This window comes from Sporosarcina sp. Marseille-Q4063 (assembly GCF_018309085.1).
In the GTDB taxonomy this organism is placed as follows: Bacteria; Bacillota; Bacilli; order Bacillales_A; family Planococcaceae; genus Sporosarcina.
The window spans coordinates 2,604,101-2,615,563 of sequence record NZ_CP070502.1 but is presented as its reverse complement, the minus strand read 5'-3'; the positions used below and the strand labels follow the sequence as shown (position 1 = coordinate 2,615,563).

The 11,463-nt window shown below is 40.1% G+C and carries 17 protein-coding genes; 1 reads left to right on the top strand and 16 read right to left on the bottom strand.

Annotated elements, in window-relative coordinates:
* Positions 1 to 21: 21 nt before the first annotated feature.
* A complete protein-coding gene (locus JSQ81_RS13610) occupies positions 22 to 858 on the bottom strand; it encodes a VOC family protein (protein ID WP_212604564.1) in 837 nt (278 codons plus the stop codon).
* A gap of 103 nt (positions 859 to 961) precedes the next feature.
* On the opposite strand from JSQ81_RS13610, the gene JSQ81_RS13605 reads away from it, so the two are divergent.
* Positions 962 to 1,294 carry a winged helix-turn-helix transcriptional regulator gene (locus tag JSQ81_RS13605; protein WP_212604563.1) on the top strand — a complete coding sequence of 111 codons (333 nt, stop codon included), beginning with the start codon at positions 962 to 964 and terminating at the stop codon, positions 1,292 to 1,294.
* A gap of 26 nt (positions 1,295 to 1,320) precedes the next feature.
* On the opposite strand, the gene JSQ81_RS13600 is transcribed toward JSQ81_RS13605, so the two are convergent.
* From JSQ81_RS13600 to JSQ81_RS13530, 15 genes are all read right to left on the bottom strand, one after another.
* The gene (locus JSQ81_RS13600) at positions 1,321 to 1,839 is read right to left on the bottom strand and encodes a P-loop NTPase family protein (RefSeq protein ID WP_212604562.1); all 519 of its coding nucleotides are present in this window, start codon (positions 1,837 to 1,839) and stop codon (positions 1,321 to 1,323) included.
* Entirely contained in the window at positions 1,836 to 2,450 is a 615-nt protein-coding gene (locus tag JSQ81_RS13595) for a nucleotidyltransferase domain-containing protein (RefSeq protein WP_249336542.1), read from the bottom strand. The genes JSQ81_RS13600 and JSQ81_RS13595 overlap by 4 nt, the downstream gene beginning before the upstream one ends.
* Before the next feature lie 16 nt (positions 2,451 to 2,466).
* Positions 2,467 to 2,880 carry a flavoprotein gene (locus JSQ81_RS13590; protein ID WP_212604561.1) on the bottom strand — a complete coding sequence of 138 codons (414 nt, stop codon included), beginning with the start codon at positions 2,878 to 2,880 and terminating at the stop codon, positions 2,467 to 2,469.
* A 131-nt stretch (positions 2,881 to 3,011) separates the two neighbouring features.
* The gene (locus JSQ81_RS13585) at positions 3,012 to 3,479 is read right to left on the bottom strand and encodes an NUDIX hydrolase (RefSeq protein ID WP_212604560.1); all 468 of its coding nucleotides are present in this window, start codon (positions 3,477 to 3,479) and stop codon (positions 3,012 to 3,014) included.
* 34 nt (positions 3,480 to 3,513) lie between these two features.
* On the bottom strand, positions 3,514 to 4,248 hold the full coding sequence (locus JSQ81_RS13580) for a DUF5694 domain-containing protein (protein WP_212604559.1): 735 nt from the start codon (positions 4,246 to 4,248) through the stop codon (positions 3,514 to 3,516).
* Positions 4,249 to 4,371: 123 nt separating this feature from the next.
* The gene (locus JSQ81_RS13575; RefSeq protein WP_212604558.1) at positions 4,372 to 5,571 is read right to left on the bottom strand and encodes a multidrug effflux MFS transporter; all 1,200 of its coding nucleotides are present in this window, start codon (positions 5,569 to 5,571) and stop codon (positions 4,372 to 4,374) included.
* A 192-nt stretch (positions 5,572 to 5,763) separates the two neighbouring features.
* Positions 5,764 to 6,771, bottom strand: a complete 1,008-nt coding sequence (locus JSQ81_RS13570; RefSeq protein ID WP_212604557.1) for a phosphotransferase — start codon at positions 6,769 to 6,771, stop codon at positions 5,764 to 5,766.
* 10 nt (positions 6,772 to 6,781) lie between these two features.
* The gene (locus tag JSQ81_RS13565) at positions 6,782 to 7,183 is read right to left on the bottom strand and encodes a spore germination protein GerW family protein (protein ID WP_212604556.1); all 402 of its coding nucleotides are present in this window, start codon (positions 7,181 to 7,183) and stop codon (positions 6,782 to 6,784) included.
* 28 nt (positions 7,184 to 7,211) lie between these two features.
* Positions 7,212 to 7,667 (bottom strand): NUDIX hydrolase, encoded by a 456-nt coding sequence (locus tag JSQ81_RS13560; RefSeq protein WP_212604555.1) that lies wholly within the window; start codon positions 7,665 to 7,667, stop codon positions 7,212 to 7,214.
* 108 nt (positions 7,668 to 7,775) lie between these two features.
* On the bottom strand, positions 7,776 to 8,063 hold the full coding sequence (locus JSQ81_RS13555; RefSeq protein WP_212604554.1) for a YciI family protein: 288 nt from the start codon (positions 8,061 to 8,063) through the stop codon (positions 7,776 to 7,778).
* Between the two features lie 67 nt (positions 8,064 to 8,130).
* A complete protein-coding gene (locus tag JSQ81_RS13550) occupies positions 8,131 to 8,556 on the bottom strand; it encodes a DUF1801 domain-containing protein (protein WP_212604553.1) in 426 nt (141 codons plus the stop codon).
* Positions 8,557 to 8,657: 101 nt separating this feature from the next.
* The gene (locus tag JSQ81_RS13545) at positions 8,658 to 8,984 is read right to left on the bottom strand and encodes a hypothetical protein (protein ID WP_212604552.1); all 327 of its coding nucleotides are present in this window, start codon (positions 8,982 to 8,984) and stop codon (positions 8,658 to 8,660) included.
* A 165-nt stretch (positions 8,985 to 9,149) separates the two neighbouring features.
* Complete coding sequence (locus JSQ81_RS13540) at positions 9,150 to 9,887, bottom strand: ABC transporter ATP-binding protein (RefSeq protein WP_371812396.1); 738 nt, start codon at positions 9,885 to 9,887, stop codon at positions 9,150 to 9,152.
* A gap of 18 nt (positions 9,888 to 9,905) precedes the next feature.
* The gene (locus JSQ81_RS13535) at positions 9,906 to 10,655 is read right to left on the bottom strand and encodes an ABC transporter ATP-binding protein (protein ID WP_212604550.1); all 750 of its coding nucleotides are present in this window, start codon (positions 10,653 to 10,655) and stop codon (positions 9,906 to 9,908) included.
* Positions 10,648 to 11,460 carry an ABC transporter permease gene (locus JSQ81_RS13530; protein ID WP_212604549.1) on the bottom strand — a complete coding sequence of 271 codons (813 nt, stop codon included), beginning with the start codon at positions 11,458 to 11,460 and terminating at the stop codon, positions 10,648 to 10,650. Before JSQ81_RS13530 ends, JSQ81_RS13535 begins: the two co-directional genes overlap by 8 nt.
* Between the last annotated feature and the right edge of the window lie 3 nt (positions 11,461 to 11,463).

Below are 11,463 nucleotides of genomic sequence, written 5' to 3'. Positions count from 1 at the left end.
AGTGTTAGGCAGTCCCAGTCATTATCCAACTCGTAAGAACATTCGATTTCCCGATGGATCTTCTGTTATAAATCCATTGTCCGTTGCCTCGACTTTGGCTTTTATATTATTTATGGCTTCATTCAACACAGTGTCATCCGGAAAAATTAGTGTGTACTGCTTTAACCCGACACTGTTAATAGACGGACTTTGTGCGCCTTCCCCATTCCAAACATTGAGTCCTAAATGGTGGTGATATTTCCCCGTAGACATGAACAAGGCTCCTGGATACCTACAAGCTAATTCAAATCCAAGTGCTTTGTAAAATGTTTCAGTTTCCCCCAAATTCGCAACGTGTAAATGGACATGCCCCATAATTGTTTCGGCAGGCAGTCCATTCCATGTCTGTCCAGCACTTTCCGCAATAACACTTTCTCCGTCTAGAGGGTCAGTGCTCATCGCAACTTCGCCATTTTCCCAATTCCATTCAGATGGCTCACGGTCGGTATAAATTTCAATTCCGTTTCCGTCAGGATCTGATAAATAAAGTGCTTCGCTTACTTTGTGGTCAGAAGCGCCAATCGCAACATTATTCGCCACAAAGTGTTTAATAATATTCCCTAAGTCAGCTCTTTCCGGTAATAAAAGCGCAAAATGGTAAAGACCTGTTCTTCTTGGTTCTTTAGGTGTCACATTGTCTGGTTGCTCGATAACAAGCAGCGGTGTTTTCCCATCCGCTGTCAATACTACACGATTCGCTGTTTCTTCAAGTACGTTAAACCCGATAATTTCTTTATAAAAACGGACTGATCTATCTAGATCCATGACATTAAGATATACCTCACCCGTATACGTATGCGGTGCTTTATGAAAATCCATCATTTTTTCCTCCTTGGTAAGTTACTTACTTTATGTAACTAACCTTATATGTTACAATGATAATTGTCAACATAAAGATTCCGGCGAAAGGAGCCGACTAAATATGAACGAATTTGAACTTTGTCCGCGATTTGAAAAAACAGTAGCAATCCTAAGTCAGCGTTGGACTGCACTTATTTTATATCAGTTAATGGCAGGTCCACAGCGATTTTGCACAATGACCGATAAACTTGGCGTCAGTGGAAAGACGCTATCCGAACGGCTAAAAGACCTCGAACAACGAGATTTTGTCATTCGGAATGTCTACCCAGAAACACCAGTGCGCATCGAATATTCATTAACTGCAAAAGGGATGTCCCTTACGCCGATTATGAAAGAGATCGAGAATTGGTCGAAAACGTGGATTGAGCAGGAAGAAGTTGCTGAACAAAAATAATGCCGGTTACCTATTAGCAACCGGCTTTATTCCTTTTTATACATATTCAGAAATCCCTCAATCTCCCCCGGCGTCCTCAAGTAATGGACAGTCTTCCCTTCATTCGCATAAAGTTGCATGCGTTTCTTCATTTTCTTTTTCCGAGGACGATAGGTCGTTAAAATGAATTTTAGGAATGCCCAATCAATTTTCTCCTCGCATCCTTCACCAATATCATCGCGCGTTTTTCCGTGATACTGCACTCTCCGCTTCAATACGCGATACAAACAGACAATCAACGGAAGCTCCAGATAGATGACCGTGTCTGCATACGCTTCCCGGATAGCGATAGTCCCTGTGTAATTTCCTTCTATAATCCATTTCTCGTTTTGAACGACTCTCTCCTGAGCCTCCCAAAACTCTTCAAGCGGAGCTTCCACCCATCCCGGCCTCCAAAACAACCGATCCAAATGAGTGACTTCAATCCCAGTCAATCCGCTTAGTCTACGTGCAAATGTGGATTTTCCGACGCCTGAACCTACACCGATAACCATGATTCTATTCATGACTCCACTCGCTTCCTCATCAGTTCTTGAATCCATCTATGGCCGGGAACATGTACTTGAAGTGCATTTAGTAACCATTTGTTGTCTTCTTCCGTCAGCAAATCCTTCACCGCTAAAAAGTCAGCATGATCTTTCTCGCGTGTATTTTTCGCTTTGTATAACAAGACGACAGCGGGATGTAAGTAAGGGATTCCTTTTTGCGAATGAAGAAAAAGTGAACTTTTTGGGAATGAAATTGACGGTTCTCTCCTAAAAATCCACTCATTTTCTTTCTTTTCATTCAGCAAGACTTCCAATTGTTTTCCGCTTTGATTATGAACACCGTGAATCTCATGAACTGGAAATTCAAGCCATTCCTCTTTCCAAGAGATTAATTCACCTTTCACAGCTTTTTTAAAAGACCAATCTAGCAACGCTTTTTTCAACATATGCTGGTCTTCGCGAAATATGGCAACTTCTACATCCGAATGTGGTCGCGTTTCTTTACCTATGAATAGATCAATCGCCCAGCCACCAGCAATCCCCCATTGTCCGTCGAATTCGGACATCCATTCATTTACCTTGATGCAAGTACTGAACATTTTCATCGCTACTTCTTCCTCAATATTCATCGCACCATCCCTCAAATTATTTATTAGCGCCTTCAATCACTCCTTTTAAATATTCTTCAGTGATGCCGGTTTCTATATAACTCCGAACGTTTTTCCACTCTTGTTCTTTTCGGAAGGTATCATAAAACAAATTGTAAGGACTGACGGTCTTTCCATCAATTTTAATCGTTGCGGCAATTACCGCCATATATTCATTTGAACGAAGTGGATATGAATTCAATAGTTGAATTTCCCATTCGGCATTGTTTTCCCTCACATATTCAAATCCTTTAGCCCATCCAATTATCGATTCATCATAACCGAAGTCTTCGATTCCTTCTCCTCGAATCTCACGTCCTGCATATTTCTTGGAAATCATCTGTTCCATTTCTTCAATCGAAGAGTCTTTCCAGCTTGAGATAAATAAATCCAAGAAATCATTAAATTCCATATTGTTCACCCCCTCTTTATTTCCATGTAGACTTGCCGATTCCAAGTATCATTCTTGCGGACTTGATTTGTAGATGAGCCAACTTTGTTTATGCTAGACTTCTTCACCAACGGGATCTAGATTATTTATTTTCATTCATCTAGCCTTCCAAGCAAATTATATGGTCTAACTTCCCATGTTTCATAGGGTACAAAACTTTCCGCCCTCATAGCATCCAATGTACGGGATCTCATATGGGGTCGGGTTATATATTCGTGAATATTTTCTTCAGTTAACCTAACAAATTTGGCTTCTTGTATTTCTTCTGGTTGCATGATGATTTCACCGCTCACATAATCAGCTTTAAAAACAACTGATAATAAATTCATTGTTGCGTTATAGTAAACACCCGTAATTCCAATAGGTCTAACAACAATTCCAGTTTCCTCGACTACCTCCCTGCAGACCGCCTTATCCAGAGGTTCCCCTTCTTCCACCTGTCCGCCTGGCGCTTCCCATGTATCTGATCTCCAATGGGTTTTAACAAGCAAGGCTTCCCCTTTTTCATTCGTGACATAGGCCGAGACTGCAATAATATGTTTAGGATGTTCATGTCCCAATTTAATGTTCCCCCTTTAAACAGCACACCATCTTTTATTTTAAGTATTCATTCGCATCAACCACCGTACAACCCCCGGACTCCTTCAAAAACTGTTTAACTAGATGAACGTGGCTGCCGCCGATTAATAGCAGTACTCGGTCTTGTGGACTTGTAATTAGTCTTCTAACATTTGAATATAAAATCAAATTTCGCTTGTACCACCACGTTAACCACTCCATTGCATAATAATCTTTCTCTCTTCCAATCATCGCAAGTTCCATGTAAATTTCGTGCAACTTTTTAACAGTATCTGCTTCATTCACACGAGTAAAGCCCTCTAAAATCGAGAGACTGGGCCATTCTTCAGCTTCACGTTGCATCGGCTCTATGTACATGTTCATTATTTTCTTATAGCGTTCAGGTTCATACTCTTTTGCATACTGAAGAATATCACCTAATGGTGCATTTTCACTATCGTCACCTCGCCAATCGACACATGACACTTCGCTTATATCCGATTTTTGGGCTAAAGGAAAACCAATCATTTCTATTTCATTCTTCGTTGGGGTCAGTTTACCTAGTTGATATTTTCGATAACTATCGTTCAACTGCGATTGTACTTCCCATTCCGCTTCGACCGCCAGTTTTGTTGGATTAAACCGACTTAGTGCGTCCACAACTTCCTTTGCTTGTTGCTTTAATACATTATCGTTTTTGCTTTCAACATTGATCAAATCCGTTGTGTTTCCTAAATGGTATACCCCGACGACCATCACTTGTGGCTTCATAATATTCTCCCCCGTCTTTATTGCGACACTTCTACTATTCCACTTTTACTACCCATTCCCTCTTTCATTCCTAAATTCCCACAAAAAAAAGTGAGCCGCATAATAATCGCGTCTCACCCTTTATTAAATTGCTTCTTTTTTAGTTCGTGCAAGTCCAAAATAAGATAAAACAGCAATCAATGCCGATACAAAGATGATCGCACCCATCGGAATCGCTGTTTCTTCACCCGCAACTCCAACAAGCGGTGCTGTAATTGCCCCTAAAATGAAAGGCAGTAATCCGAGTAAAGCCGATGCACTTCCTGCAATATGCCCTTGTGATTCCATTGCCAATGAAAAGGATGACGTGGCAATGACGCCAATCGACATAACGAAAAAGAAAATCGGAATAATAATAGATAAGAGCGGACCATTCACTAAAACGGCAATGAGCAATGCAGTTCCTGAGGACATTGACAGAAACAGACCGATTTCTAAAAATTGTTTTTCGGTTAAAAGACCGGTAAGCCGCCCAACAGTCTGCGTTCCGATGATGAGGCCGATTCCATTCATTCCAAATAATAAACTAAACATTTGCGGTGATACATCATAAATATTTTGATAAACAAACGGTGTTCCCGCAACATACGCAAAAATTCCGGCCATGATAAATCCTTGCGCCATCGCATACCCCATAAACTCACGATTTGAGAGCAAAGACAAAAAATTTCTCAACGTATTCGATAGATTACTCGGCACACGCGATTGTTCTGGCAACGTCTCGTCCATTCTCCACATGACGACTGCAAATAGCAATAGGCCAATCACGCTCAATACCGCAAAAATACCTTTCCAATCCGTAAACGCAAGAACACCGCCGCCAAAGACAGGCGCGAGGATTGGCGCTAAATTATTAATGAGCATGAGAAGTGCGAAAAACTTCGTCAATTCTCTTCCACTATAAACATCGCGAACAATCGCTCGTGAAATAACGATTCCCGCAGACGCTGCAAAACCTTGTATAAATCGAGCCGCGATAAAAAATCCGATACTCGGTGAAAAAACACATAATAACGAGGCGATAAAATAGGCAATCAGCGAAATCACTAGAGGTTTCTTTCGGCCATGCACGTCACTCATTGGCCCAAGGAAAAGTTGACCTAAACCGATTCCTAAAAGACTCGAGGTTAAACTCACTTGCACAAAAGAAGCTGTCGTATCAAAAGCTTCAACAATTGTTGGAAATGATGGCAAATACATATCAATTGTGAACGGGCCCATTGCAGCTAACGTTCCAAGGAGCAACGCAAGTCGAAAGCGTTTAGATCCTGTTAATGATTCCATAGACGACAACCCCCTTATAAAAAAACACGTACTTTATCGCACAGAAGTATAACATTATATCATCTTGCCACCGCACTTCATAGAATTCTAAACTAAAAACAGCCGCACACTCATTTGAGTTGGCGGCCGTTTTTATTATTGGCGGTGCTATTGTTATCGTCATAATGCTGCATTTTCCTTTAGTCAACGTCTTCACAAATCGGCAAACAATTCATTCAAGCGATTCCAATTGTCGGCAACCCATTTATTTTCAACTTGAAATCTTCTCAGTGGAATCGAATCATTCTCTCCTTCAACTTTGAGCATAGTCGCTTCTTTCCACCAAGTTAGCTTAATGGACCTCACAATTTTATCGACACTTAAGAGCTGGGTTTCTCGAAAACCTTGGACAAAGGCTGAAACTTTGTCCAAATCCAATTCTCCCTTATAAAGACAGCAAGAAAGAATTGGTCTAGAAATATCAAACTCTTGATACACATAATTCATCCGGTCAAAATCAAGAATAGCCGAAACTGCGTCCATCTTGAATAAAATATTATCCGCGAAAAGATCCCAATGTGCCCATCCAATTTCACATGCAGAAAACAAAGATAAGTCAATTTCTTCGATAACCTTTTGTTGTTTATTCAATGCTGTAATTGTTTCATCGCAACCAACGGAATTCGCTTCTTCCCATCTTTTTCGCCAGTGTTCTTGCATACTTTCCTTCGATACAATATCCCAATGCAAAGGAATCCTCGATTGTTGATGATCATTTAATATCTTGTGCATTTGACCGACAATTTGTCCAAGATGAAATAATTGTTTGACATTTGCTGTTCCTGGTTCGATTACTTTTCCGTCACACATTCTCATTATTACGAAGCGTTCTCCATTCGATGTTAATAGAACATGCTTCCCTTCATGCGACATTAAGCGCGGACAAGGAATTCCTTTCTCATTAAGAAAGGTTTGGCGGTTTAAAGAAGTTTCCAACCTTTTAATCATGCTGTCGGGATAACGTGTTTTGCTGTACTGTTTCACAAATATGTCGCCAATATTCGTTTGTACCTTCCACTTTAAATTCAAATAACCGAGTTTTATTTCACAATAGCTATCTATATGAATTCCAAAAACATTAGTAATCGTCCCAAATATATCTTCTCGAATTGATAATTCATTTTTTATCTGAGGGATATCTCGAAATGATGTGGAGGTCATGATTACCCTCCTATTTCTTTTTACAAGGCTTCATTATTATTGCTAATCCAAACGTAAGTAAAGTACTTATCATCAAAATAAATTTCAAGTCAATCGCAGGCTGAAACTTCACTTTGTCGGATGTAATCTCATATACCCCTAACGGTTTAACGGAAATATATCCCCCGCCCCCTTCGCCTTGCGCAACTGGAGAGTTTTCACTTTCACCAGAATAACCACCGCCGCCACCCACATAATAATCGACTTTTGCCACAGGAAGTACTTTTTTATTTTCTAGTTCAATCGGTTCCCCGTACACCAATGAAACATCTTTATTCTTAGCGAATTTATCAAAAATCACGCCTATCGGCGAACGGTAAACTGGCGTTTTTGCTATTGAATTTGCAGTATTATCTATCCCATTTGTTTCCACGTCCTCATTTCCCCTTTATAAAAGTTATTTACCAATCTTCTAACTTAGACAAATACGGTTCAATATAACTTCTAGACCCAGACGCAAGATCATTCGGCAGTTCTCCGAGTGGAAAATACTGAACATCCAGGGATTCAACCCCGTCAATTACAATTTCCCCAGTGATATCCCGTGTTGCATAAACAGCCGTGACAGAATACAATTCATCACCGTTCGCGACTTTAAGGAAATAATCCTCGCCGGAGAAAATACCCATTAATTCCAATTCCCCTACTTCAAGCCCTGTTTCTTCTTGCACTTCACGCCTTGCCGTTTCTTCCATACTTTCCCCAAGTTCCATAATCCCGCCCGGTAATCCCCAGCCGCCGTCTGATCTGTGCTGTAAAAGCATTTCATTTTGTTCGTTCAGTATAATCACAACTGCCCCCGGTAATATAAGCGGCCGATTCCCAACCAATTTACGTAATTCCCTAACATAACCCATTACTTTATCTCCCCTTAAATTTCTGCTAATGAAAAAGGATTCGAGATTTGTATCTCAGAATCCTTTAATATAAGAAACTTACAGTAAAATGAATTCCCTCCAAATTTCTTATTCGTTGAAGATACCTTCTAGCGGTTCCCACGGATAAACTTTAGCTTTGAACTTCCCTTCAATAACAGCAGGATCATGATCCACGAAATGTTGAGCCTCTTCCAAATTGTCCACTTCTAGAATGATCAGTCCGCCTGTATGATCCATAAATGGGCCGCCTGCGACTAAAATCCCCTTCGCCAAAGCTTCTCTTACATACTCCCTATGTGGAACAAGTCCTTGTTTCCAATGTGGTTGCCCTTCTAACCAAGCTTTACCGGTCGTGAAATGAATTACGCATTTCATTTTTTGTAGCCCCCAATTACTTACCAGGATAAGTCTTTCGTTAAGACTTATCTGGATAAGTTTCCCGTTAAAAATTATCTGGATAAGTTTTATTCACAAATTTCACGGTTTCCACAATAAACTCCTTTAATACTTCAACATCTATATCAGCTACTTTATTAACGTAAACACACATTTTCCCTGACGTATGTTTCCCTAAATCATTTAGTAATTTTTCTCTGACGTCTTCAGTTGATGTTAAATACAGGCTGATTTTTGCTTTTCGTGGTGAAAAACCCACTATCGGTGCATCGCCTTCGTGACCAGATGCGTATTTATAATGATAGGAACCAAATCCAATAATACTCGGACCCCACATCTTAGCTGGAAAGCCCGTTGTTTCGGTAAAAACGTCTAATAGTTTATAAGCATCTTCGCGTTTTTTCGGATTATCAACATTCTCGATAAATTCAATTACACTGTTATCGGTTTCTTTTGTTTTTAATTCGTACATAGTAAAATCCCCCTTTTCGACATTAGTCAATTTCATATCCTGTTGTCTTCTTTCATTAATGATAAAAACCCTTTAATTTCATAGAAGGTTTCAATATTAGTTTAGTTTTGATTCAAATGCCGCAACTGGCTCAATGGGATTTCGTCATACTTCATTTTGAACTTTCCCATTAATAAACGTTCTAAAATATCCTCGTTTAATTCAGTATAAAAAGTAACAACCACATCACAATGCGCTAATGCAACATGGTCTGTCAACTGTTTGGCAAATTGATCTAAAGGTTCAATATGTTCATCTTTCACCTTGTTTTTCGAATAAACTTTCACAGTTATCAAGTTTATTCTTAACTCATCTTCATTTACTTCAAAACCGCTAGGTAATTCTAAATCCTCGGCTACCGCAGGGCGATTTTCATCGAAAATAATCATTCAATATATATCTTTTTCAAATCGAATATCCCACACTTCTAAATCTTTAAATCTAAGGATTCGCTCAAAGTAATCCATCATTTTCCCCTCAGGTCTTAACTTCATTCTAACCGAACACCAAAAAAAGCCTAGAGAATATTCTCCAGACTTTAGAGTTCAATCTATCTAATTTGATTCACTGCCTAACATCGCCCGAAATAGTTTATTTGAATACGGATGTAAAAAGGTAAATTGATGATCCACTTTAGAACTTTCGTCAACAATTTCACCGTTTTTCATGACGTAAATTCGGTTACACATATAGGTAACCACTTTTAAATCATGCGCAATGAACAGCATAGCCATACCGGTTTCTCGATTAATTTCAATTAATAAATCAATAATTTCTTTTTGAATGAGCCGGTCGAGGTTGGAGACGATTTCGTCGCATATTAATAGTTTTGGACGAACGAGAACCGATCTGAGCAAGTTAACTCGTTGTCTTTCGCCGCCGCTTAGTTCAGAGGGAAGCTTTTTTAAATGTTCCTTTGATAGCTTTACTTTTCCAAGCATAGTAAAGATATACGCATCACGGTCTGTCTTCATGTCGCGAAGGGGTTCCCGTAAAATTTCGTGAACTGTCCATGATGGATTCAGCGCAGCTGATGCGTTTTGGAAAATGAGTTGGCAGTCTTCGTAAAAAGCTTTGGACTTTGTCACAGGTACTTCATTCATATAAATGGATCCAGCGTCCCGTTTTTCCAACTGCATAATCATCCGCGCCAGCGTACTCTTTCCACTGCCACTTTCCCCAACGAGTCCAACAATTTCCCCATCCCCAACCGTCAAATCGATGTCGCAGAGAACCTGCTTCACATTGCTGCTATCTCGATATGTTTTTGAAACATTTTCTACTGTTAGCAATGGCATCTCCCCGCTTTCTTAGAATCGACTTTCTAACAATCTTTTTGTATACGCATTTTTAGGCCGTTCAAATAATTCGGTTACTGTTCCAGTTTCGACAACCTTTCCTTTATGCATAACGACCATTTCATCAGCAACTTCCGCCGCAATGTCTAAATCATGCGTGATTAAAAGAATAGTCGTTCCTTGTTTTTCATTTAATTCCTTCAATAAATCGATGAATTCCTTCTGTAAGATGGTGTCGAGAGCGGATGTTGGCTCGTCGGCGATTAGTAACTCTGGTTCGACATATAATGCACATGCAATCATGCAGCGTTGTAACATCCCGCCCGATAATTCAAAAGGGTACTGTTCCATAATTTCTTTTGATAATCCAAGGTCGTTCAATATATCATCCATCTTCGCTTGGAATTCAGTAACGCCATCTTGAATCCTCCGGCCCGTAAACTCGTATAATTGCTTCCCCATTTTTACAGAAGGATTAAAGCTGTTTGCAGCGTCTTGAAAAATTGTGAATATCTGAGAACCCCGTATCGTTGACATTTCTTTATCCGATAAAGTTAGCAAATTTTTATTGGCAAACAAGGCTTGTCCCGTCGCGTTCGATCCTGCCGGTAAGATATCGAGTAATGCGGAAACCGTCATGCTTTTCCCACTGCCGCTTTCGCCAATAATCGATGTTATTCTTCCACGTGGAACAAAAAATGAACTCGAATCGACAATTCTTTTCTCGTTGATTTCAATTGACAATTGATTTACCTTAAGCACCGAACCGCCTCCGTTCTGGCTCCTTCAAACCTTCTCCTATGAAGTTAATCGCAAGGATTGTAACGAAAATTAGAATCCCTGGAAACAGCCCTATCCACCAAGCACCAATTAAAATATCGGTTTGCGCGTAGTACAACATATTTCCCCAAGACGGAATAGCAGGTGGTACGCCAATGCCGAGAAAGCTTAACGATACTTCGATGAAGATTGCGCCTGCGAAATTAAACAAGGTTACGACAAATATTGCAGGTACACTATTCCGAAGCAAATGACTAAAAATGATTTTCCAAGTCGGCGTTCCAAACATTTTTGCCATTTGAACAAATTCTGCGTCCTTTAACCGCATGAACTCGGATCGAACAATCCTTGCAGTCGCCAACCAACCTGTTACCCCGATAATTAGCGCCATACTCCACATGCCGCCTTGCATAAAGGCTTGAAACGCGAGGATGATGATGAGCGATGGGATTGTAATGAAGACTTCTAGAAGCCGCATCATCGCAGTATCGACAAATCCGCCGACATAACCACTGATTCCGCCGTAAAGTACGCCAAGTATGAGCGATAAAATTACAGATACTGTTGCCACCGTGAGCGTCACTTTACCGCCTTCTAATAAACGAGAGAAAACATCACGTCCGAGATGATCCGTGCCTAGTACATGACCGGCTCCAGGAGATAAATAAACTTCATCGAGATTCATATCGTTCGGTTCATAAGGCGCGAGAATACCAGAAAATACAGTCGAAATTGCAATGATTCCAAGAACAATGCACCAAAAAGTGAGCGTTTTTCGAGATTTCATTTA

Bases quoted from the DNA above. Each gene is read 5' to 3' on its own strand.
- JSQ81_RS13610 (WP_212604564.1), bottom strand. From the start codon at position 858: ATGGATTTTCATAAAGCACCGCATACGTATACGGGTGAGGTATATCTT.
- JSQ81_RS13605 (WP_212604563.1), top strand. From the start codon at position 962: ATGAACGAATTTGAACTTTGTCCGCGATTTGAAAAAACAGTAGCAATC.
- JSQ81_RS13600 (WP_212604562.1), bottom strand. From the start codon at position 1,839: ATGAATAGAATCATGGTTATCGGTGTAGGTTCAGGCGTCGGAAAATCC.
- JSQ81_RS13595 (WP_249336542.1), bottom strand. From the start codon at position 2,450: ATGAATATTGAGGAAGAAGTAGCGATGAAAATGTTCAGTACTTGCATC.
- JSQ81_RS13590 (WP_212604561.1), bottom strand. From the start codon at position 2,880: ATGGAATTTAATGATTTCTTGGATTTATTTATCTCAAGCTGGAAAGAC.
- JSQ81_RS13580 (WP_212604559.1), bottom strand. From the start codon at position 4,248: ATGAAGCCACAAGTGATGGTCGTCGGGGTATACCATTTAGGAAACACA.
- JSQ81_RS13575 (WP_212604558.1), bottom strand. From the start codon at position 5,571: ATGGAATCATTAACAGGATCTAAACGCTTTCGACTTGCGTTGCTCCTT.
- JSQ81_RS13570 (WP_212604557.1), bottom strand. From the start codon at position 6,771: ATGACCTCCACATCATTTCGAGATATCCCTCAGATAAAAAATGAATTA.
- JSQ81_RS13560 (WP_212604555.1), bottom strand. From the start codon at position 7,667: ATGGGTTATGTTAGGGAATTACGTAAATTGGTTGGGAATCGGCCGCTT.
- JSQ81_RS13555 (WP_212604554.1), bottom strand. From the start codon at position 8,063: ATGAAATGCGTAATTCATTTCACGACCGGTAAAGCTTGGTTAGAAGGG.
- JSQ81_RS13550 (WP_212604553.1), bottom strand. From the start codon at position 8,556: ATGTACGAATTAAAAACAAAAGAAACCGATAACAGTGTAATTGAATTT.
- JSQ81_RS13545 (WP_212604552.1), bottom strand. From the start codon at position 8,984: ATGATTATTTTCGATGAAAATCGCCCTGCGGTAGCCGAGGATTTAGAA.
- JSQ81_RS13530 (WP_212604549.1), bottom strand. From the start codon at position 11,460: ATGAAATCTCGAAAAACGCTCACTTTTTGGTGCATTGTTCTTGGAATC.